Origin of the sequence: Acidovorax sp. 69 (assembly GCF_002797445.1) — a bacterium.
Taxonomy (GTDB): Bacteria; Pseudomonadota; Gammaproteobacteria; order Burkholderiales; family Burkholderiaceae_C; genus Acidovorax.
Genome location: NZ_PGEP01000001.1, coordinates 4300832 through 4321771, shown reverse-complemented (window position 1 = coordinate 4321771; position 20940 = coordinate 4300832). Strand labels below are relative to the sequence as shown.

Below are 20940 nucleotides of genomic sequence, written 5' to 3'. Positions count from 1 at the left end.
GCGCAGCCGCTCAGGGGGTTGTTCCTCATACGCGTTCAACGATGGTTGCGATGCCCATGCCGCCGCCCACGCACAGAGTCGCCAGGCCATAGCGCTGGCCCCTGCGGTGCAGCTCGTCAATCAGGGTGCCGAGGATCATGGCGCCCGTGGCGCCCAGCGGGTGGCCCATGGCGATGGCGCCGCCGTTCACGTTGACCTTGTCGTGCGGCACGCCCAGCTCGCGCATGAAGCGCATGGGCACGGCCGCGAAGGCCTCGTTCACTTCGAACAGGTCGATCTGGTCGATGGTCATGCCCGCGCGGGCCAGCGCCTTCTTGGCGGCGGGCACGGGGCCGGTCAACATGATGGTGGGGTCGGCACCGCTGAGCGCGGTGGCCACGATGCGTGCGCGCGGCGTGAGGCCGTGGGCCTTGGCGGCGGCCTCGTTGCCGATGAGCACGGCGGCGGCGCCGTCCACAATGCCCGACGAGTTGCCCGCGTGGTGCACGTGGTGAATGCGCTCCACCTGCGGGTAGCGTTGCAGCGCCACGGCGTCAAAGCCCATGCCGCCCAATTGTTCGAACGATGCCTTGAGCGCACCCAGGCCTTCGAGGGTTGTCTTGGGCTTGATGAACTCGTCTTCTTCCAGGATGGTCTGGCCGATGAAATCGCGCACGGGCACGACGGAGTTCTTGAAATAGCCCGCTGCGCGCGCTGCGGTGGCGCGGCGCTGGGATTCGAGTGCGAAGGCGTCCACGTCGGCGCGGGTGTAGCCGTCCAGCGTGGCGATCAGGTCGGCGCCGATGCCCTGGGGCACGAACAGCGTGGCGGAGTTGGTGGCAGGGTCTTGCGCCCAGGCGCCGCCGTCGGAGCCGATGGGCACGCGGCTCATGCTCTCTACGCCGCCGGCCACCACCAGGTCTTCCCAGCCGCTGCGCACCTTTTGTGCGGCCAGGTTGACGGCCTCCAGGCCTGAGGCGCAGAAGCGGTTGACCTGCACACCCGCACAGCGAAAATCCCACCCGGCCTTGAGCGCCGCCACTTTGGGCAAGACGGAGCCCTGCTCGCCCACGGGCGAGACGATGCCCATGACCACGTCGTCCACCGCGGCGGTGTCAAAGCGGTGGCGCGCCTGCAGCTCGGTGAGCAGGCCCGCGAGCAGGTCAATGGGCTTGACCTCGTGTAGGGTGCCGTCCTTCTTGCCCTTGCCGCGCGGGGTGCGCAGCGCGTCGAATACATAGGCTTCGGTCATGAATGGTCTCCGGTGGTCTTCAAAACGAAGGCAACGCTGAGCAAGTGCGTGCCGCGGGCTTGCTCGGTGATGCCATGAAAGTTGCGGGGCAATGGGCAGATGCTTTAGAACAAGCCTTTGGCACATCGATAGCGCGCGGTGCCCAGTTGGCGGCACAACAGCATGCTCTCTGACGTGGCTCACATCGTTTTTGCACTATCTTTCTGCCGTTGCTCTCTAGATTTATGGCTATGAAACGAAATACTTCTCCTGCTTTGCAGCGCGTGGCCCGCAGCGCCATCGAGTACGACGACACGCGCGAAGGGTTTGCGCTGGAGCACCATGTGGTGCTGGCCGCATCCAGCGCGCTGGCGGTGGCGGCCTTCATGGCGCCCAGCCGCAGTTCAGCGGCCATACGCGGCATTGGCGCGGGCTTGCTGTTGATGCGCGCCCTGAGTGGCAGCCAGGGTGTGCGCGCCTGGATGAATGTCACCGACCGCCGCCCCGGCGCGCCGCTCAGCCCCGAAGAAGCCCGCGCCGCCTGGTATTTGTGATGGTGGTTGTGACCTACTGACGCCCATGTGCCGTCAAAGCTAAAAGGCCGATCACGCCGAGCTTGTCGAAACGCCGCGCGGGGCTTCGACAAGCTCCGCCAGAACGGTAGTGAGGGGTTCAGCGCTACTCCGTAGAAAGCGCTGTTCGTTGGGCTAACGGTCACGTTGTTTGCGGCGCTATTTGCCCAGGCCCATGGCCCGCGCAATCACTTCTTTCATGATCTCATTGGTGCCGCCGTAAATGCGCTGCACGCGCGCATCGGCGTAAGCACGGGTAATGGGGTACTCCCACATGTAGCCGTATCCGCCAAACAGCTGTACGCATTCGTCCATCACCTTGCACTGCAGGTCGGTGGTCCAGTACTTGGCCATGCTGGCGGTCTGGGTGTCGAGCTGGTCGCGTGTGATCAGCTCGCAGCACTTGTCCACGAACACGCGCGCCACCTGCACCTGGGTCTGAAGCTCGGCCAGGGTGTGGCGGGTGTTCTGGAACGACGCCACGCTTTGCCCGAAGACCTTGCGCTCTTTGACGTAGTCCACCGTCCAGTCGATGGCGGCTTGTGCGGCGGCCACGGCGGTGATGGCGATCTGCAGGCGCTCCCAGGGCAACTGCTCCATCAGGCAGATGAAGCCGCGCCCTTCCATGGCGGGGCCGCCCAGCAGGTTGGCGGCGGGCACCTTCACGTCGTTGAAGAACAGCTCGGACGTGTCTTGCGCCTTCATGCCCATCTTTTTGAGCCGCTGGCCTTTTTCAAAGCCGGGCATGCCGCGCTCCACCAGGAAGAGGCTGGTGCCCTTGGCCCCGGCCGCCGGGTCGGTCTTGGCCACCACGATCACGAGGTCGGCATGCCAGCCGTTGGTGATGAAGGTCTTGCTGCCGTTCAGCACGTAGTGCGATCCATCGGCGCTCTTGGTGGCCGTGGTCTTGATGCCCTGCAGATCACTGCCCGCAGCGGGCTCGCTCATGGCAATGGCGCCCACCACCGCGCCGCTGGCCATCTGTGGCAGGTATTTTTGCTTTTGCTCTTCGGTGCCGTAGTGCAGGATGTACGGCGCCACGATCTCGCTGTGCAGGCCAAAGCCGATGCCGGTGGTGCCTGCGCGCGCCAGTTCTTCCATCTGTGCTACTGAGTAAAGCTTGTCGGCCCCGGCGCCGCCGTATTCCTCGGGCAGGCTCATGCACAGAAACCCATTGGCGCCCGCCTGGCTCCACACCTCGCGCGCCACATAGCCCTGGTCTTCCCAGTCGGCGTGGTGGGGCGTCACTTCTTTGTCGATGAAACGGCGGAAGCTGTCGGCAAAGGCCTGGTGGTCGGGCTGGTAAAGGGTGCGTTCGATCATGGTGGCGGCTCAGGCTATTTATACAAAGTTACTGCTTGGTTAAATTCTGCCACTGACCGGGCATTTACGCACCCCCCGAAATGCAAAAAGCCGCCCGAGGGCGGCTGGGGCGGGGCGGTCAGGCAGTCATGGCTTGACGTAGTCAGACACCACTTTCCACTTGCCGTCGGTGATTTGCGACAGGCGCGAAAGATCGCTGCCCAGGCGCTTCTGCGGGCCAAAGGTGCCCTCGGCGCTGCCGAACATGTCGGGCGGGATCACCATGGTGTCCATGGCCTTGATGAAGCTGTCGGTACTGAGGCCAGGGCCTGCCTTTTGTGCAGCCTTGATGAACGCATCGACGGCGTTGTAGCCGTAGACCGAGAAGACGGTGGGGTCTTCGTTGAACTTGGTCTTGTACTTGTTGGCCCAGAAGCGGATGGGCTGGCTGGCTTCGTCCAGGTAGGGGTGCTGCACCGTCATGGTGGCGTACAGGCCGTCCATGGGCTTGCCGCCCAGTTTGTGGATGAGGTCGGTGTACGCCGCGCTGGAGCCCAGGAAAGTGGGGTTGAAGCCCGTCTTGCGTGATTCACCGATGGTGCCGATGGTCTCCCGGATGATGGTGCCCAGCACCACGAAGTCGCACCCGGCCGCCTTCATCTTGGCGACCTGAGAAGAAAAGTCGGTGGCGCCGCGCTTGAACGACGTCTTTTCGGCGTATTCCATGCCCATGGCCTTCAGCGCTGCCTCGCCGCCGCGTTCTACTTCCAGCCCAAACTCATCGTCTTGGTAAATGGTGCAAATCTTCTTGGCGTTCTTTTCTTTGGCAAGCTTGGGCAATGCCAGTCGGATCTGGTCGTAGTAGGTGGCGGCAAACGAATACTTGAGCTTGTGGAACGGTTCGTACATTTCCCGCGCGGCCGTCACAGGGAAGAAATTGATCACGTTTTTGCTGAACTGCACGGGCATGGCGGCCAGGTTTTGGGCCGTGCCGATGTGCGCGATCATCATGAAGATCTTGTCCTGGTTCACCAGTTTTTGCGCAGCCAGCACGGCTTTCTTTGGGTCGTAGCCCGAGTCTTCTACCTTGAGGTCAAGCTTGCGGCCGTTGATGCCGCCTTGCTCGTTCACCTCGTCCACGCGCAGCATCATGCCCAAGCGCACCTGCTTGCCAAAACCCGCCAAGGGGCCCGACAGATCCTGAATGGACCCCAGCGTGATGGTGTCTTTGCTCACGCCCTGGCTGGGCTGCGCTTGTGCAGCACCCCCGGCCATGGCCACGATGGCCAGCGCGGCAATGTGATGAAGTTTCATGGCAGGTCTCCTTTGGTTGGATCGAACTTGGTTGCTCGTTATAGAACGATGCCCGGGGTGGGGCACCAGCACTTTCCCTATCTCGGGCGGGCTCTGGGCGGGCGGAGCGCCCTGGCGCCGGCGGGCTTAGCTCGAACGTGCTGGACGTACGGTCCCGTGGCCATTCCCAAGCCGTACAGCCTGAGCTTGTCGAAGGCCCGCAGCAAGGGGCTATTGGTACATGGCCTCGATTTGCGGCGCGTATTTCTGCTGCACCAGCTTGCGTTTGAGTTTCATGGTGGGGGTCAGCTCCTCGTCTTCGGCGGTGAGCTGGGTGTCGAGCAGGAAGAACTTCTTGATCTGCTCCACGCGGGCAAACTTGGCATTCACGCGATCCAGCTCTGTCTGGATCAGCTCCTGGACCTCGCGGGTGCGGGTCAGGCTGGCGTAGTTGCTGAACGGCACATCGTTGTCCTGCGCATACTTCTCCACGTTCTCCTGGTCGATCATGATGATCACCGTGAGGTAGGGCAGCTTGTCACCAATGACCACGGCGTCGGTCACATACGGGCTGAACTTGAGTTCGTTTTCCAGCTCGCTGGGCGTGATGTTTTTACCGCCCGCCGTGATGATGATGTCCTTCATGCGGTCGGTGATGCGCAGGTAGCCATCGGCATCGATCAGGCCCACGTCGCCAGTGTGCAGCCAGCCGTCGGGGTCAATCGTTTCGGCCGTCTTTTCTGGCAGGTTGAGGTAGCCCTTGAACACATTGGGGCCGCGCACCAAGATCTCGCCCGTGGCCGCGTCGATGCGCACCTCGTTGTAGCTGGCGGCCGGGCCGATGGAGCCAGGCTTGATGCGGCTGGCGGGCACGCCGGTGGCAGCGCCGCAGGTCTCGGTCATGCCCCACACCTCCAGCATGGGCACCCCTAGCGCCAGGTACCACTTCACCAGCTCGGGCGATATAGGTGCCGCGCCCGTGACAAGGAAACGCGCACGGTGAATGCCGATGAGTTTGCGCACATTGTTGAGTGCCAGCCAGCGCGCCAGCTGGAACTGCAGCTTGAGTGCGCCGCCGACCGGCTGGCCCGCCAGCACCAAATCGGCAATGCGGGTGCCTACGCCAATCGACCAGGCGTAAGCAGCCTGCTGCATGCGCGTGGATTCCTTCAGAGCAATCATCACGCCGGAGTAAAACTTTTCCCACACACGCGGCACGGCGGTGAAAACGGTGGGCGCGATCTCGCGCACGTTCTCGGGCACAGTGTCGGGGTTCTCTACAAAGTTGAGCTTGGCCCCGGTGTAGAGCGAAAAGTATTCGCCCCCCATGCGCTCGGCAATGTGGCACAGCGGTAGGAAACACATGGTCTCGTCGTTTTCGCTGCGTGATATGAGCGTGTTGTAGCCCCGCACGGTGTACGTGAGCGCAGCGTGGGTGTGCATGGCACCCTTGGGCTTGCCGGTGGTGCCCGAGGTGTAGACGAGGATGGCCACATCGTCGGGCTTGCACGCTTGCACCCGGTGCTGGATTTCGTCAGGGTGCTGCTGGTTCCAGGCACGGCCCAGCCCGCGCAGGGCCTGCAGGCTTAGCACACCGGGGTCGCTCAGGCCGCGCAGGCCTTCCATGTCAAACACCACAATCTTGCGCAGCAGGGGCAGGCTATCGCGTACCTCCAGGGCCTTGTCGAGCTGCTCGTCGTCTTCCACAAACAGCACGGTGGTGCGGGAGTCTTCGCTGAGGTAGTGCACCTGCGCTGCCGCATCGGTGGGGTAAATGCCGTTGGACACGCCGCCGCAGCTCAGCACCGCCAGGTCGGCCAGCACTCATTCGATGTTGGTGTTGGACAAGACAGACGCGCAATCACCCGGCGCAAAACCCAGCGACATCAGACCGCCCGCGATCTCGCGCACGGCCTCGGCGGTCTGGTCCCAGGTCCAGCTCTTCCAGATGCCCAACTCCTTCTGGCGCATCCACACGCGCGGGCCTCGGCTGGCCACAGCGTTCCAGAACATCGCGGCAACGGTGCCGCCCGCGAGCACGTCGGTGCCTGCGGGCTGGATGTGAGAGAGGTCCCAAAGATTCGACATGTCAGTAATCCGCTTCGCTCTGCTACGTTGGCTGCGCATGAAATTGGCGAGGCCGAAGCCAGCGCCCCCGCGCAAGGGCCGCCAAGCCGCGCAGGCGGCGCTTTGCGTGCGTGCGCTGGGGGCGTCCCGATTCGCGCAGCGAGTCGAGAGAGGGGGAAGGCGCGAAGCGACTCAGGGGGTGCTTCATGTCATCTCCAGGTCTTTTTCTTTTTCCAGCGCCGCTCACCACGCACGCCGACATCCTTCATTCCGAGGTAGAACTCCTTGATGTCGTCCTTCTCGCGCAGGCGATCACAGCTGTCTTCCATCACGATGCGGCCGTTCTCCAGCACATAGCCGTAGTCCGATGCGTTGAGCGCCATGTTGGCGTTCTGCTCCACCAGCAAGATGGTGGTGCCACGCTCGCGGTTGATGCGCACCACGATCTCGAAGATTTCCTTGGTGAGTTTGGGAGACAGGCCCAGGCTGGGCTCGTCGAGCAGGATCAGTTCGGGGTTGGCCATGAGCGCGCGCGAGATTGCCAGCATCTGCTGCTGTCCGCCCGAGAGCAGGCCGGCATCCTGCGCGGCGCGCTCCTTCAGGATGGGAAAGTAGCCGTACACCGTCTCCATGTCGCGCGCCACCGCGTCGGCGTCGCTGCGCGTGTAGGCGCCCATGAGCAGGTTGTCTCGCACCGACAGCAGCGCAAACACCTCGCGCCCCTCAGGCACATGCATGAGACCCCGGCGCACGATGGCCGCCGGGTCGTTGGCGGTGATGTCGACGCCCCCGAACTCGATGGAGCCTTTGCGCGGGTCGATGATGCCGGAGATGGTTTTGAGGATGGTGGTCTTGCCCGCGCCGTTGCTGCCCAGCACGGCGGCAATCTCGCCACGCCGCACCTGCAGGCTCACGCCCCGGATGGCCTTGATGGGGCCGTAGGCGCTTTCGACGTTCTGCAGCCGCAGCAGGGGCTGGGCCGCAGGATCAGCCTGAGTGGCAGCAAGCACGGCGCTCATGGTCGGGCTCCGAAAGAGGTGCCGGGCGGCCGGCGCAGGTTGCTCACATCGTCGATGGTGCCCAGATACGCCTCGATCACACCGGGGTGCGCCTGCACCTCGCGCGGCGTTCCCATGGCCACCAATTCGCCCTGGTTCATGGCCAGTACACGGTCAGACACCTTGGAGACCAGTGACATGTCGTGCTCCACCATCAGCACGGTGATGCCCAGCTCGTGCTGGATGTCCTGGATCCAGAACGCCATGTCATCGGTTTCCTCCACGTTCAAGCCCGACGATGGCTCGTCGAGCAGCAGTAATTGAGGCTCAGTGCACAGCGCGCGGGCCAGCTCGACCACCTTGCGCACGCCATAGGGCAGACCGGCCACCATGGTGTCGCGGTAGTGCTGCAGGTCCAGAAAATCGATGATCTGCTCGGCCTTTTCGCGCGCATGAACCTCGGCATCGCGCACCTTGCGGGTAAAGAACATGTCGGCCCACACGCCCGTTTCGCGCCGCGTGTGGCGGCCGATCAGCAGGTTGTGCAGCACGCTGGCGTGTTCGAAGAGTTCAATGTTCTGAAAGGTGCGTGCTATGCCCAGCCCCGCCACCTTGTGCGGCGGCTGGTCAGTGAGTGGCAGCAGGGCGCCACCAGGGCCTGCGTAGGCAATGGAGCCGGTGGTGGGTGTGTAGATGCGGCTGATGAGGTTGAACACCGTCGTCTTGCCCGCGCCATTGGGGCCGATGAGGGTGAACACCTCGCCGCGCCGCACGTCGAAGCTCACGTTGTTGACTGCCAGCACGCCGCCAAAGCGCACGCTGAGGTTCTGGGCGCTGAGCAGCACGTCGTTGTTCATGGTGGGCATCGCGCTCATTTCAGCCTGTCGGACTTCTGGAAAGACTTCTGCCGCTTGAACAGGCCCTTGCGGTAGAACGGAAACATCTGCAGCCAGGTGCGCACCTTGAGCCATCGGCCGTACAGCCCCATGGGCTCGAACAGCACGAAGAGAATCAGCACGGCACCGTACACCACCGCCTGCAGCCCCGGCGCCTGGCCGATGGCGGCGGGCAGCCAGTCTTTGCCCAGCGATATGAGTTGCGGCATGGAGATAAGGAAGATGGCGCCCAGGAACGCCCCATGCACCGAGCCCAGTCCGCCGATCACGATCATCAGCAGCAGGTCAATGGACTGAAGGATGTTGAACTGGTCGGGCGAGATGAACTGCAGCTTGTGGGCATAAAGCGCGCCACCCACGCCCGCCAGTGCGGCCGACAGCGAGAACGACAGTGTCTTGTAGCGCGCCAGATGAATGCCCATGCTCTGCGCTGAAATTTCTGAATCGCGGATGGCGACAAACGCCCGGCCCGTGGGCGAGCGCAGCAGGTTCAAAATGCCCAGTGTGCTGACCACGGCTATCACCAGACACAGAAAATAGAACGACTCGGTGGACTCAAACGAGTAGCCGAAGATCTGCGGCGGCACCAGGTGTTTGCCCGAGTTGCCGCCGGTCACCGACTCCCAGCGCGCAAACACTTCCTCCACAATGAAACCGAACGAAAGCGTCGCCATGCCCAGGTAGATGCCCTTGACGCGCAGCGCGGGCAGGCCCACCACCACGCCCACGGCGGCCGATAGGCCCGCCGCGCAGGCAAGGGACAGCGCAAACGGCCAGCCCATGCCTGTGAGCACGGCCTGCGTGTAGGCGCCCACGCCCAGAAAGGCCGCGTGCCCCAGTGAAAACTGCCCCGTGAAGCCCGCCAGCAGCATCAGACCCAGCCCCACGATGGCGTAGATCAGCACGAAGGTCAGTTGCGCGAGCCAGTATTCAGGCGCCACCCAGGGCGCGGCCACCAGCGCCAGGCACAGCAGGCTGTACCAGAACACATGCCCGCCATGTTTGGCGAGGCGAAGGTCTTGTTCGTAGGAGGTCTTGAACAGAAAGCGCATGGGCTCAGACTTTCTTGCGCAGCTTTTCGCCGAACAGACCGTTGGGTTTGACCATCAACATGACGAGCACCACGATGTAGGCAGCGGTGTCCTTGAAACCGTCGGGCAGATAAAACCCCGAGAGCGATTCCACAATGCCGATGACCAGCCCCCCCACGATGGCCCCTGGCAGGCTGCCAAAGCCGCCCACCACGGCGGCCGGGAAGGCCTTGAGACCGATGAGCCCCATGTTGGCGTGCACAAAGGTGATGGGCGCCAGCAGCAGCCCCGCCACGGCGGCCACGGCCGCCGCGAGGCCCCAGGCCAGGCCGTTGAGCCGCTGCACAGGGATGCCCATGTAGTAGGCCGCCAGCTGGTTTTGCGATGACGCCTGCATGGCGATGCCCAGCTTGCTGTAGCGGAACATGGCGAACAACAGCGCACACAACGCGGCGGTGGCGCCAATCACCACGAGCTGCTCGGCGTTGAGCACCAGCGTGCCCAGCCGGAACGACAGGTCTTTGTAGGGCACAGGCAGGGTGTGCGTTTCGGTGCCGATGTTGGGGATCATCGTGACCAGCCCGCGCAGCACATAGCCGATGCCAATGGTGAGCATGACGATGGAGAACGCAGGCTGCCCGAGGATGGGGCGGATCACGGCGCGTTCCAGCACGGTGCCAAAGAGCCCCATGGCGGCGATGCTGGCGATCACGGCGACCCAGAACGGAAAACCCAGCACCGTCATAAGCGCCAGGCCGCAGAACGCGCCCAGCATCATCAGCTCACCCTGCGCGAAGCTCACGGTTTCTGTGGCCTTGTAGATGAGTACAAAGCCCAGCGCGATCAGCCCGTAGATGCATCCCAGGGAGATACCACTGATCAACAGTTGCACGAATTGCACACGGGATCTCCCAGAATATTTTTACAAAGCGATTGCTTTGCATAAATAATGGTGCCTGTGCCTGGCCCGTCCCGCACTCGGGGCTAACCCTGATGGGGTGGCGTGGGGACGCTGCGCATATTGACGCAGTGCGGGGCAGGGCGCAATAAGGGTTGCGTCCGATAAGCGCTGTTTCTGGCGCAGGGAGAGTCCATGTCGGTAGAGGTACACACGCACGACCGTGTCACGCTGGTGATATTGCACCGCCCCGATGTGCGCAACGCCGTGGACGCCGCCACCGCGCAGGCGCTGCACGCGGCCTTTGTGGCGTTCGAGCATGACGATGCGGCCGATGTGGCGGTGTTCCATGGCGCAGGCGGCCATTTCTGCGCCGGCTGGGATCTGCAGTCGGGCGCGCGGCTGCAGGCGCAGGGCGTATCGCCCGAGGCGCTGGCCGCGTCGCTCGACTTCACGTCCGATGCGCCCCTGCCGCTCGGCCCCATGGGGCCCAGCCGCTTGCACCTGTCCAAGCCCGTGATTGCGGCCATCAGTGGCGCGGCGGTGGCGGGCGGGATGGAGCTGGCGCTGTGGTGTGACCTGCGCGTGATGGAGGAAGATGCCTATATGGGCGTGTTCTGCCGCCGCTTTGGTGTGCCGCTGATCGATGGCGGCACCGTGCGCCTGCCGCGCCTCATTGGCCTGTCGCACGCGCTGGACCTGATTCTTACGGGACGCAAGGTCGAGGCGGCCGAGGCCCTGCGCATGGGGCTGTGTAACCGGGTGGTGCCGCCGGGGCAGGCGCGGGATGTGGCTCTGGCGCTGGCGCGCGAGCTGGCGGCGTTTCCGCAGGCCACGCTGCGTGCAGACCGCGCCAGTGCCCTTGCCAGCGAGGGCCTGCCGTTGCCGCAGGCCCTGTTGCAGGAGTGGAGCGGTGGCCGGGAATGCCTGGCCGATGCCTTGCGTGGGGCCACTCGTTTCAGCAACGGCCAGGGGCGCCACGGCCAGTTTTAAGTCAAAATGGCTTGGAGCGCTTGTCCTTCAAGCGCTGGCAGCTACAAAAACAGGAGTCATCGGCCGTGCGGGCATGCTGCCCCCTCGCTGGGCCGCCCAGGAACACCATGAGCAAATCCGTCACGCCGCCCTTGCAGGCTTTTGAACCCGAATTCATTGCAGGCCTCAAGTCCATCTTTGAAGAAAAAATTGTGTTCAACCAGGTGCTGGGCCTGAAGATCACATCGCTGGCGCCCGATGGTGTGGTGGGCCGCATCGACATGAAACCGGACCTGGTGGGCCACTACGCCTACAACCGCATCCATGGCGGCGTGATCAGCGCGGGGCTCGATGCCATGGGTGGGCTGGCAGTCATGGCCGCGATTGGCGCCAAGCACCTGGACGAGGCCCCCGAGCAGCGGCTGCACCGCTTTGCCAAGCTGGGCACCATCGACCTGCGCATTGACTACCTGCGCCCGGGCATTGGCAGCCACTTCGAGTTGCGCGCCCAGGTGCTGCGCCTGGGCTCGCGCGTGGCAACCACTCGCATGGAGTTTCTGGGGCCGGATGGGCAGATCATGTCGGCAGGGGCTGCGGCGTACATTGTTTCTTAGCAAGACCGCATGGCGGGGCCGCGCCAGCGGGTGATCCCGCCCTGCCCGCGAATGTGTGTCGCTGCAAGCCTTGCAAGCGCATGCTACGAGCGAACCGTTTGGTTACCGTTCTTGCGTAACCAGGGCATCTTTCACATGACACGAAACCTACGATGACTCTCTTTTCAAGGAGATCTGATGGCCGTGCAAAACCCCTTTTTTGGCAAGCGTGAACCCGAACCGTTCCAACCCCGCCAGAGCACCACATCGTCATCGGTTCTGGGTGGCTCGGCGGCCCATGGTTCCGTGTCCGCGCAACCGGTGGCTGCGCCCGCCGCGCCCAAGTCGGTGGCGGGCGACTCCACCGGCAGCAAGCTCACCGTGGGCCCCAACATCAAGCTCAAGGGCGTAGAGATCACCGATTGCGACACCCTGGTGGTCGAAGGCACCGTGGAGGCTACGATGGACTCGCGCGTGATCCAGATATCAGAAAACGGTGCGTTCAAAGGCTCGGCGGAGATCGACATTGCAGAGATCCACGGCGAGTTCAACGGCACGCTGACGGTGCGCCAGAAGCTGGTGATCTACAGCACAGGCAAGGTCAACGGCAAGATCCGCTACGGCAAACTGGTGGTGGAAGAGGGTGGCCAGCTGGCGGGCGAGATCGAGGCGGGTTTCACGGCGTCGTCGTCCAGCCAGCTGCAGCGCGCGGCAGCGCCCTTGCGCGCCGAACCGGCGGTGCTGGCCGCCTGATCGCAGAGGCCGCGTGCCTTTGGGGGTTCTCGGGGCTTTTGGAGCTTTGGGGCCTCAATCCGGCGCGGTGTGTTTAGGCACCGCGCGCGGTCGGCCCTGGTCGTCAATGGCCACGTAGGTCAGCCGCGCCTCGGTGACCTTCACATAACGGCCCTGGTCGGTAAAGCGTTCGGCATACACCTCCACCTGCACGGTGACCGAGGTGTTGCCCACCCGCGTGATGGATGCGAAGAACGACAGGATGTCGCCCACGCGCACGGGCTGCTTGAAGATGAATTCATTGACCGCTACCGTGGCCATGCGCCCCTGGATGTAGCGCGCGGGCAGCACGGAACCCGCCAGGTCCACCTGCGCCATCACCCAGCCGCCAAAGATGTCGCCATTGCCGTTGGTATCGGCGGGCATGGGGATGACCTTGAGCACCAGCTCCTTGTCGGTGGGTAATGCGGCAGGTGGCGGGCTGAAAACGGCAGACATGGGCACAATCTCGGTTGGGGCTGAGCCAATCGCTGGGGAAACCAGTGGTTTTCGCAAGCGGCGTGCGCCCCGCAAAACCACTTTGGCATCAGCCGGGTCGGTAAAGAAAAACAACAACCGGAATTGTCCCCCATGCGCCACCACGGCGAAACCGCCCCTAATGCCGCCAGTGCCTCTGCCACCGGTGCCGCGCCCGCCCAGTCCGACTGGGCCACCCTGCACCGGCTGGTGCCCTACCTGTGGCAATACAAGTGGCGGGTGATAGCCGCCATCGTTTTCATGGTGGGCGCCAAGTTCGCGAATGTGGGCGTACCCATCCTGCTCAAGACGCTGGTCGATGCGATGAGCTTCAAGCCGGGCGACCCCGCCGCGCTGCTGGTGGTGCCGGTGGGGCTGCTGGTGGCCTATGGTGGGCTGCGGCTGTCCACGTCGCTGTTTACCGAGCTGCGCGAGCTGGTGTTTGCCAAGGCCACGCAGGGTGCTGCACGTTCGATTGCGCTGCAGACGTTTGAGCACCTGCATGCCCTGAGCCTGCGGTTTCACCTGGAGCGGCAGACCGGCGGCATGACCCGCGACATTGAGCGCGGTGTGCGTGGCATCGAGTCGCTGATCTCGTTCACGTTGTTCAACGTGGTCGCCACCCTGGTCGAGGTGGTGTTGGTGCTTTCCATTCTGGCCGTCAAGTTCGATGCCTGGTTTGCGTGGATCACGCTGGCGGCGCTGGCGCTGTACATCACCTTCACGGTGCTGGTGACCGAGTGGCGCACGCAGTTTCGCCGCGAGGCCAATGAATTCGATTCGGCGGCGCACTCCAAGGCCGTGGATTCGCTGCTCAACTACGAAACCGTCAAATATTTCAACAACGAAGGCTTCGAGGCCCGCCGCTACGACGAAAGCCTGGAGCGCCTGCGCCGTGCACGGCTCAAGAGCCAGACCACGCTGTCCCTGCTCAATACCGGCCAGCAACTCATCATCGCCGCCGGGCTGGTGGCTATGCTGTGGCGCGCCACGCAGGGCGTGGTCGATGGCCGCATGACGCTGGGTGATCTGGTCATGGTCAACGCGTTCATGATTCAGCTGTACATCCCGCTCAATTTTCTGGGCGTGATCTACCGCGAGATCAAACAAAGCCTGACCGACCTGGACAAGATGTTCACGCTGATGGACAAAGAGCGTGAAGTGGCCGACGCGCCCGGCGCCCAGCCGCTGGCGGGGCTGGACCAGCCCACCGTGCGGTTTGAAGACGTGGTATTCGCCTACGATCCCAATGGCGGGCGCACCATCTTGCGGGGCATCAGCTTCGAGATCCCGGCGGGCAAGACGGTGGCGGTGGTGGGGCCTTCAGGGTCGGGAAAGAGCACGTTGGCGCGCCTGCTGTTCCGCTTCTACGACATCCAGCAGGGCCGCATCACGATTGCGGGACAGGAGATCCGCGCCGTGACCCAGGCCAGCGTGCGCCAGGCCATCGGCATCGTGCCGCAGGACACGGTGCTCTTCAACGACACCGTGGCTTACAACATTGCCTATGGCCGCCCCGGCGCCACGCAAGAGGAGATCGAAGCCTCCGCGAACGCCGCGCGCATCCACGACTTCATTGCCAGCGCGCCCAAGGGTTACGGCACCATGGTGGGTGAGCGTGGGCTCAAGCTGTCTGGCGGCGAGAAGCAGCGCGTGGCCATTGCGCGCACCCTGCTCAAGAACCCGCCGATCCTGATCTTTGACGAAGCCACATCGGCCCTGGACTCTGCCAACGAGCGCGCCATCCAGGCCGAGCTGCAGAGCGTGGCGCAGAACAAGACCACGCTGGTGATTGCGCACCGCCTGTCTACGGTGGTGGAGGCGCACGAGATCCTGGTCATGGACGCCGGCCGCATCATCGAGCGTGGCACGCATGCCCAGCTGCTGGCGCTGGGAGGCCGCTACGCGAGCATGTGGTCCCTCCAGCAAAGCGATGCGGCCGTTTGAGTCGCTCCCTCATTTCTCTCAATTTTTCGCGATATTTGACCCATGAAGCCAGTTCTGCTTGCCCTCATGTTCCTGTCTGACGAGCACATCGCCCAGATGGCCCAGACCTTTGAGGTGATCTACGCCCCCGATGCGTCCCAGGCCGCTGCGGCCATTTCGCAGCACGGCAGGCGCGTGCGGGTGGTGCTCACTATCGGTGCCGTGGGCCTGAGCCCCGTGCAGATCGACGCATTGCCTGCGCTCACGCTCATTTGTGCCTTGGGCGCAGGTTACGAGAACGTGGCGGTGGATCACGCCAAGGCGCGCGGCATTGTGGTGGCCACGGGCGCGGGCACCAACGACGACTGTGTGGCCGACCACACCTGGGGCCTGCTGATCGCGGCGCAGCGCCGCATCGTGTCGCTGGACAAGGCCACACGCGCGGGCATCTGGCGCACTGCGCTGCCGCTGCCGCCCAACCTGTCGCACAAGCGGCTGGGCATCATGGGCCTCGGTACCATCGGCAAGAAGATCGCGCAGCGCGCGCTGGGCTTCGAGATCGAGGTGGGGTACCACAACCGCAGCGCACGCACCGATGTGCCTTACCGTTACTTTGGCGATGTGAAGGCGCTGGCCGAATGGGCCGATTTTCTGGTGGTCGCCACGCCCGGTGGTGCGGGCACCAAACATCTGGTCAACGCTGAGGTGCTGAACGCGCTGGGTGCGCGCGGCGTGGTCGTCAACATCGCACGCGGCAGCGTGATCGACACGGTAGCCCTGGCCGCCGCCCTGCGCGAAGGCCGCCTTGCGGCGGCGGGGCTGGATGTGTATGAGAGCGAGCCCGCCCCCCCGGCCGCGCTGCTGGACCTGGACAACGTGGTGCTGACGCCCCATGTAGCAGGCTGGTCGCCCGAAGCGGTGCAGGCCTCGGTGGACCGTTTCATGGAAAACGCCCGGCGCCACTTGGCGGGCGAGGCGCCCGTTACGCCGGTGTGAATGAATTTGTGCCGTATTGGCTGCTAGCGCAATATGAATAAGCGCTGACAGCTATTGAATCAGGAGCAATGAATGCCGGTTGATTTGCATGGGCTGCAGGCCCGGTTGCGCGCGTTTGCGGCCGAGCGGCAGTGGCAGCCGTTCCACACCCCCAAGAACCTGTCCATGGCCCTGATGGTGGAGGCGGCCGAGCTGGCCGAGATCTTCCAGTGGATGACGCCCGAGCAGTCGCTGGCGGTGCGCGACAACCCGGCGCTCAAGGAGCCCATTGCCGACGAAGTGGCCGATGTGCTGCTGTACCTGCTGCAACTGGCCGACCATGCGGGCGTGGACCTGGCCGAGGCGGTGGAGCACAAGCTGCGCAAGAACGCGGTCAAGCACCCCGTTCCAGAGAGTTCTTAGCGAAATCGACTGCTTGCGCCGGTGTTGCATACCTCTGTTGCTATCTATTTTGTGGCAATTGAGGTGTGAGCATGGTGTGGGCCCGGCGCGCGTGACTCCGCAGCGCCCATGAAAAAGCCCCGCCGTGGCGGGGCAGTGAGCGGGGGGCGGGTGCGCACTGGGCGCGCCCGGTGGCCCCAGAACTCGACTTACTTGCGCGCTGCAATCGCTTTCTCGGCCGACGTCACCAGGTCCGCGCCGATCTGGCCCTTCCACTTGTCGTACACGGGGCGCGTGGCCTTCACAAAGGCAGCGCGCTCTGCGGGGCTGAGCTGGGTCACGGTCACACCCAGCGCGCCGATGTCCTTGAGCAGCGGCTTGTCGGCCTCGATCACGCCTTTGCGGGCGATGGCGATTTCTTCCTTTCCGGCGTCGATGGCAGCTTGCTTGACGATCTCGCGGTCGGCCGGGGTCCAGCTGTTCCAGATGTCCTTGTTCACCACAAAGACCAGTGGGTCGTTCACGTAGCCCCACAGCGTGATGTGTTTTTGCGCCACGCTGTGCAGCTTGGCGGCGGTGAAGATCGACAGCGGGTTCTCCTGGCCGTCCACGGCGCCGCTGGCAAAGGCGGGCTGTGCATCGGCCCAGCTCATCTGCGTGGGGTTGGCGCCCAGGGCAGTGAAGGTGTCCAGGAACAGGGGCGAGCCCACCACGCGGATCTTCAGGCCCTTCAGGTCTGCAGGGGTCTTGATCGCCAGCTTGGAGTTGGAGATTTCGCGGTAGCCGTTCTCACCCCAGGCCAGGGGCATGACACCGGCCTTGTCCAGCGTGGCGAAGATCTGCTTGCCCACGTCACCCTGCGTCACAGCGTCCACCGCTGCGTAGTCAGGAAACAGGAAGGGCAGCGAGAACATATTGAGCTGCTTGACCTGGGGCGACCAGTTGATGGTGGAGCCCACGGCCATGTCGATCACGCCCTGGCGCAGCGCGGAGAACTCGCGCGTCTGGTCGCCCTGGATCAGCGAGACGCCGGGGTACAGCTTGATGTTGATGCGGCCTTGGGTGCGCTCGCGCACCTTGTTGGCCCACAGCTCGCCGCCTTTGCCCCAAGGGAACGCGGGGCCCAGCACCAGCGACATGCGGTACTCGCTCTTGTACGCGGTCTGCGCGATGGCGGCGGGGGCGGTGAAGGCCAGGGCGGCCGCGGCAGCCACGGCAGAGGTGAGGAAGGTGCGCAGTTTCATGGGTTGTCTCCTTGTTGGATGGATGGGGAAAATCAGTAGCCCAGTTGCTGTGGCAACCAGAGCGCAATCGACGGGAACACGACGACCAGCAGCATCGCCAGCGTCATGGCGAGCACCAGCCAGATGACCCAGCGGGTGGTTTGCTCCATGCGCACACCGGCAATCTTGCTGGACACCATCAGGTTCACGGCCATGGGCGGGGTGAACTGGCCGATGGCCACCGTGAGGGTGAGCACCACGCCGAACCACACCACGTCCCACTGGTAGTGCTGCATGATGGGCATGAGCAGGGGCACAAAGATCAGGAAGATGGAGATGCCGTCGAGGAACATGCCTGCGATCAGCAGCATGACAATCAGTGCGCCGAGCACACCTTGCTCGCTCAGCCCCGACTGCACGATGGCGCGGGTGACGGGGTCGATCACCCCCAGGGTGGACAGCGAAAACGCAAAGATGCCCGCCAGCGACACCACCACGAGGATCACCGCTGACAGTTCGCCCGCCTCGCGCAGGATGCTGAAAAGGTCGCGCACACGGATCGTGCGGTGGATGCACATGCCCACAAACAGGCCGTAGAACACAGCCACCACTGCCGCTTCAGTGGGCGTGAACCAGCCGGCGCGCATGCCACCCAGAATCACCACCGGCGCGGCCAGCCCCCACGATGCCTCGCGCAGGCTGCGCCAGAACGGGGGGCGGGGCATGTCGGCCTCTGCGGCGCCCATCTTGTGGCGGCGGGCCAGCCATACGGCCGGCACAATCAACGCAAGGCCCGCCAGGATGCCGGGGAACATGCCCGCGGCAAACAACGCAGGCACCGAGGCGCCCGGCACCAGCACCGAATACACGATGAAGGCCACCGAGGGCGGGATGAGGATGTCGGTGGCCGCTGCGCCCGCGACCACACTCGCCGAGTAGGCGGCAGGGTACCCAGCGCGCGCCATGGCCGCGATCATCACGCCCCCCACCGCCGCTGCGGTAGCGGGGCCCGAGCCCGAGATGCCGCCCAGGAACATGGCCACGGCAATCGCTACCAGCGGCAGCATGCCGGGCCCGCGCCCTACGATGGAAACGGCAAAGTTCACCAGTCGCAGCGCGACGCCAGAGCGGTCGAAGATCGACCCCACCAGCACGAACATCGGAATGGCCAGCAGGGGGTACTTGCCCAGGCCCGCGTAGAAGTTTTGCGGCACGGCCAGCAGCCCGAACCAGGATGCATCGGCATTGGCCAGCGCAATGGCGGTGGCGCCCGCCAGCCCCAGGGCGGCGCCAATCGGCACGCCCAAGAACATCATGCCAAGAAAGGCGACGAACAGCAGCGTGGCGATCATGCGCGAGCCCCTTGGGGCGCGGCCGGCGCGCGCCGCAGCCGGGCGAGCAACTGCAACGCGCGGGCCGTGGTCAGCCCGCACAGGATGGGCAGCCAGACGGAATACCACCACTGCGGCACGCCGATGCCGGGGGAGGTTTCTTCAAATCGGTAGTCATCCCAGACAACGCGCACGCTGAGCACCGTGATCAATGCAAAAAGCAGGGCCACCATGAGCGCGCCAAACTGGGCCAGCGCCTGGCGCCTGCGCTCGGAGCCGCCATCGGCATAGAACTCGATGCGGATATGCAGTTGGCGGGCCACGGCGGCCGAGCCGCCCACCATGGCCAGAACGATCATGAGGAAAACGGAGATTTCCTCAGTCCAGGCGAAGGATGCGTCGGTGAAGTACCGCACGAGCACGTTCACGAACGTGATGAGCGCGAGGGCCGCCATCGTCAGAACGATCAACCAGTCTTCGAGGCGCAGTGATCGGGGTTCGTCAACGGTGGGGGTTTCGGTCTTGGGCGCAGGTTGGCGCCCTTCGGGGAAGGAGGTGGACATGGACGCGGGGGGTCAGAAGAACAAACATGGCAAATGCAGATCTCGCTGCCCGGCGGCGTTGTGCACCTGGGGCTGTGGAAGGCCAGCGCGTAGTGGGCGCTGTGCACGATTATCGCTTTGGTAATGCGTGTGCATATCGATGCCAGGGCGCATGCATGTTTCTACGCGCTGGTCTTCCCGTTGCACCGACCACCTGCCCGGCTTGTTGCGCGCACCGGGCGGCGCTGATGGGCTGCCTTGCAGGCACTATGGCAAGACATTGCGCAGGCTTTCTGTGATACGAGGGTGCTGCGTTGCAGCAAAGCCCTGCCGTGAAACGCAACCAAACGCAAGCGGATAATGCGTCGATGGAAACCAAGTGGCTTGAAGATTTTGTCAGTCTTGCGGAAACGCGCAGCTTCAGCCGGTCTGCCCAGCTGCGGCATGTGACCCAGCCCGCCTTTTCGCGGCGCATCCAGGCGCTGGAAGCCTGGGCAGGCACCGATCTGGTGGACCGCAGCTCCTACCCCACGCGCCTCACGCCCGCCGGCAAGACGCTGTACGACCAGGCCCTGGAGATGCTGCAGGCGCTGCAAAATACCCGCGCCATGCTGCGCGCGCACACCAGCGCCAGCAAGGACATGATCGAGTTTGCGGTGCCGCACACGCTGGCGTTCACGTTTTTCCCCGCCTGGGTGTCGAGCCTGCACGACAAGTTCGGCCCGTTCAAGAGTCGGCTCATCGCCCTGAACGTGCACGACGCCGTGATGCGCCTGGTGGAGGGAGGATGCGATCTGCTGATTGCCTACCACCATCCGTCGCAACCTTTTCAGCTGGATGCTGATCGCTATGAGATGGTCAGCCTGGGGCAGGAGATCCTGTCGCCTTACAGCAAGGCGGACACAGATGGCCAGCCGGTGTACCGGCTGCCAGGGCGTGCGGGGCAGCCATTGCCTTATCTGGGTTATGCACCGGGCGCGTACCTTGGGCGGGTGACGGAACTGATCCTCAAGCAGTCGGACACCCCGATCCACCTGGAGCGTGTGTACGAGACCGACATGGCCGAAGGCCTCAAGGCGATGGCGCTCGAAGGCCATGGCGTGGCCTTTTTGCCGCACAGCGCCGTGAAGAAAGAGCTGCGGGCACGCCGTCTGGTCAGCGCCGCGCCCTCCGAGGCGGAGGGGCTGCAGATGACCATGGATGTGCGTGCGTACCGCGAGAAGCCGAACGGCAAAGATGCGCCCAAGGGAACAGCGCAGGCGCTGTGGACCTACCTGCAAGCCCAAGCGGCGTCATGCTAAGGGTAAATACGGACATAAACAGTTTGCATAGTTGTGCCCGCAAACGGCATTGGAATTTCACGGTAACGACACGTACAGTCTGCGCCATCGCCGGATCGGGAGACAGCAGCGTGTGCCTGAACAGGTTCAACGGTGGCACGAAGATTGCAATTCCGGTCCA

The 20940-nt window shown here is 64.1% G+C and carries 19 protein-coding genes and 1 pseudogene; 8 read left to right on the top strand and 12 right to left on the bottom strand.

Annotated features, from left to right (window positions below):
* Positions 1 to 25: 25 nt before the first annotated feature.
* Positions 26 to 1231, bottom strand: a complete 1206-nt coding sequence (locus CLU85_RS19825) for an acetyl-CoA C-acetyltransferase (protein WP_100411776.1) — start codon at positions 1229 to 1231, stop codon at positions 26 to 28.
* A 230-nt stretch (positions 1232 to 1461) separates the two neighbouring features.
* Here CLU85_RS19825 and CLU85_RS19820 point away from each other — a divergent pair, with 230 nt between their 5' ends.
* Complete coding sequence (locus CLU85_RS19820) at positions 1462 to 1764, top strand: hypothetical protein (RefSeq protein ID WP_232727875.1); 303 nt, start codon at positions 1462 to 1464, stop codon at positions 1762 to 1764.
* Between the two features lie 177 nt (positions 1765 to 1941).
* On the opposite strand, the gene CLU85_RS19815 is transcribed toward CLU85_RS19820, so the two are convergent.
* The 7 genes and pseudogenes from CLU85_RS19815 to CLU85_RS19785 form a co-directional block, all read right to left on the bottom strand.
* Entirely contained in the window at positions 1942 to 3105 is a 1164-nt protein-coding gene (locus CLU85_RS19815; protein WP_100411774.1) for an acyl-CoA dehydrogenase family protein, read from the bottom strand.
* 126 nt (positions 3106 to 3231) lie between these two features.
* Entirely contained in the window at positions 3232 to 4398 is a 1167-nt protein-coding gene (locus CLU85_RS19810) for an ABC transporter substrate-binding protein (RefSeq protein WP_100411773.1), read from the bottom strand.
* A 210-nt stretch (positions 4399 to 4608) separates the two neighbouring features.
* A pseudogene (locus CLU85_RS19805) lies at positions 4609 to 6465 on the bottom strand (long-chain fatty acid--CoA ligase).
* Between the two features lie 188 nt (positions 6466 to 6653).
* Positions 6654 to 7463 carry an ABC transporter ATP-binding protein gene (locus CLU85_RS19800; RefSeq protein WP_100411772.1) on the bottom strand — a complete coding sequence of 270 codons (810 nt, stop codon included), beginning with the start codon at positions 7461 to 7463 and terminating at the stop codon, positions 6654 to 6656.
* Entirely contained in the window at positions 7460 to 8299 is an 840-nt protein-coding gene (locus CLU85_RS19795) for an ABC transporter ATP-binding protein (RefSeq protein WP_100412661.1), read from the bottom strand. The genes CLU85_RS19800 and CLU85_RS19795 overlap by 4 nt, the downstream gene beginning before the upstream one ends.
* A 14-nt stretch (positions 8300 to 8313) precedes the next feature.
* Positions 8314 to 9390, bottom strand: a complete 1077-nt coding sequence (locus tag CLU85_RS19790) for a branched-chain amino acid ABC transporter permease (RefSeq protein WP_100411771.1) — start codon at positions 9388 to 9390, stop codon at positions 8314 to 8316.
* 4 nt (positions 9391 to 9394) lie between these two features.
* Positions 9395 to 10270: a branched-chain amino acid ABC transporter permease gene (locus CLU85_RS19785; protein WP_100411770.1), complete on the bottom strand. Its 876-nt coding sequence runs from the start codon at positions 10268 to 10270 to the stop codon at positions 9395 to 9397.
* A gap of 192 nt (positions 10271 to 10462) precedes the next feature.
* Between CLU85_RS19785 and CLU85_RS19780 the strand changes: the two genes are divergently transcribed.
* From CLU85_RS19780 to CLU85_RS19770, 3 genes are all read left to right on the top strand, one after another.
* Entirely contained in the window at positions 10463 to 11260 is a 798-nt protein-coding gene (locus CLU85_RS19780; protein ID WP_100411769.1) for a crotonase/enoyl-CoA hydratase family protein, read from the top strand.
* A gap of 107 nt (positions 11261 to 11367) precedes the next feature.
* Complete coding sequence (locus tag CLU85_RS19775; protein WP_100411768.1) at positions 11368 to 11853, top strand: thioesterase family protein; 486 nt, start codon at positions 11368 to 11370, stop codon at positions 11851 to 11853.
* 177 nt (positions 11854 to 12030) lie between these two features.
* Positions 12031 to 12585 (top strand): polymer-forming cytoskeletal protein, encoded by a 555-nt coding sequence (locus tag CLU85_RS19770; RefSeq protein ID WP_100411767.1) that lies wholly within the window; start codon positions 12031 to 12033, stop codon positions 12583 to 12585.
* Between the two features lie 54 nt (positions 12586 to 12639).
* Here CLU85_RS19770 and CLU85_RS19765 read toward each other — a convergent pair whose 3' ends face one another.
* On the bottom strand, positions 12640 to 13062 hold the full coding sequence (locus tag CLU85_RS19765) for an acyl-CoA thioesterase (RefSeq protein WP_100412660.1): 423 nt from the start codon (positions 13060 to 13062) through the stop codon (positions 12640 to 12642).
* 132 nt (positions 13063 to 13194) lie between these two features.
* On the opposite strand from CLU85_RS19765, the gene CLU85_RS19760 reads away from it, so the two are divergent.
* The 3 genes from CLU85_RS19760 to CLU85_RS19750 all read left to right on the top strand — a co-directional run bounded on the left by CLU85_RS19760 (position 13195) and on the right by CLU85_RS19750 (position 16404).
* Positions 13195 to 15027 (top strand): ABC transporter ATP-binding protein/permease, encoded by a 1833-nt coding sequence (locus CLU85_RS19760; protein ID WP_100411766.1) that lies wholly within the window; start codon positions 13195 to 13197, stop codon positions 15025 to 15027.
* Positions 15028 to 15069: 42 nt separating this feature from the next.
* A complete protein-coding gene (locus CLU85_RS19755; RefSeq protein ID WP_100411765.1) occupies positions 15070 to 16002 on the top strand; it encodes a 2-hydroxyacid dehydrogenase in 933 nt (310 codons plus the stop codon).
* A gap of 72 nt (positions 16003 to 16074) precedes the next feature.
* Positions 16075 to 16404, top strand: a complete 330-nt coding sequence (locus CLU85_RS19750; RefSeq protein ID WP_100411764.1) for a nucleotide pyrophosphohydrolase — start codon at positions 16075 to 16077, stop codon at positions 16402 to 16404.
* A 188-nt stretch (positions 16405 to 16592) separates the two neighbouring features.
* Here the strand turns inward: CLU85_RS19750 and CLU85_RS19745 are convergent, their stop codons facing one another.
* From CLU85_RS19745 to CLU85_RS19735, 3 genes are read right to left on the bottom strand one after another with little or no spacing between them, the layout of a single operon-like run.
* Positions 16593 to 17627 (bottom strand): DctP family TRAP transporter solute-binding subunit, encoded by a 1035-nt coding sequence (locus CLU85_RS19745; protein WP_100411763.1) that lies wholly within the window; start codon positions 17625 to 17627, stop codon positions 16593 to 16595.
* A 32-nt stretch (positions 17628 to 17659) separates the two neighbouring features.
* Positions 17660 to 18958 carry a TRAP transporter large permease gene (locus tag CLU85_RS19740; protein WP_100411762.1) on the bottom strand — a complete coding sequence of 433 codons (1299 nt, stop codon included), beginning with the start codon at positions 18956 to 18958 and terminating at the stop codon, positions 17660 to 17662.
* Positions 18955 to 19500, bottom strand: a complete 546-nt coding sequence (locus tag CLU85_RS19735; RefSeq protein ID WP_100411761.1) for a TRAP transporter small permease — start codon at positions 19498 to 19500, stop codon at positions 18955 to 18957. Before CLU85_RS19735 ends, CLU85_RS19740 begins: the two co-directional genes overlap by 4 nt.
* A gap of 347 nt (positions 19501 to 19847) precedes the next feature.
* On the opposite strand from CLU85_RS19735, the gene CLU85_RS19730 reads away from it, so the two are divergent.
* Positions 19848 to 20780 carry a LysR family transcriptional regulator gene (locus tag CLU85_RS19730; RefSeq protein ID WP_100411760.1) on the top strand — a complete coding sequence of 311 codons (933 nt, stop codon included), beginning with the start codon at positions 19848 to 19850 and terminating at the stop codon, positions 20778 to 20780.
* Positions 20781 to 20940: the final 160 nt, after the last annotated feature.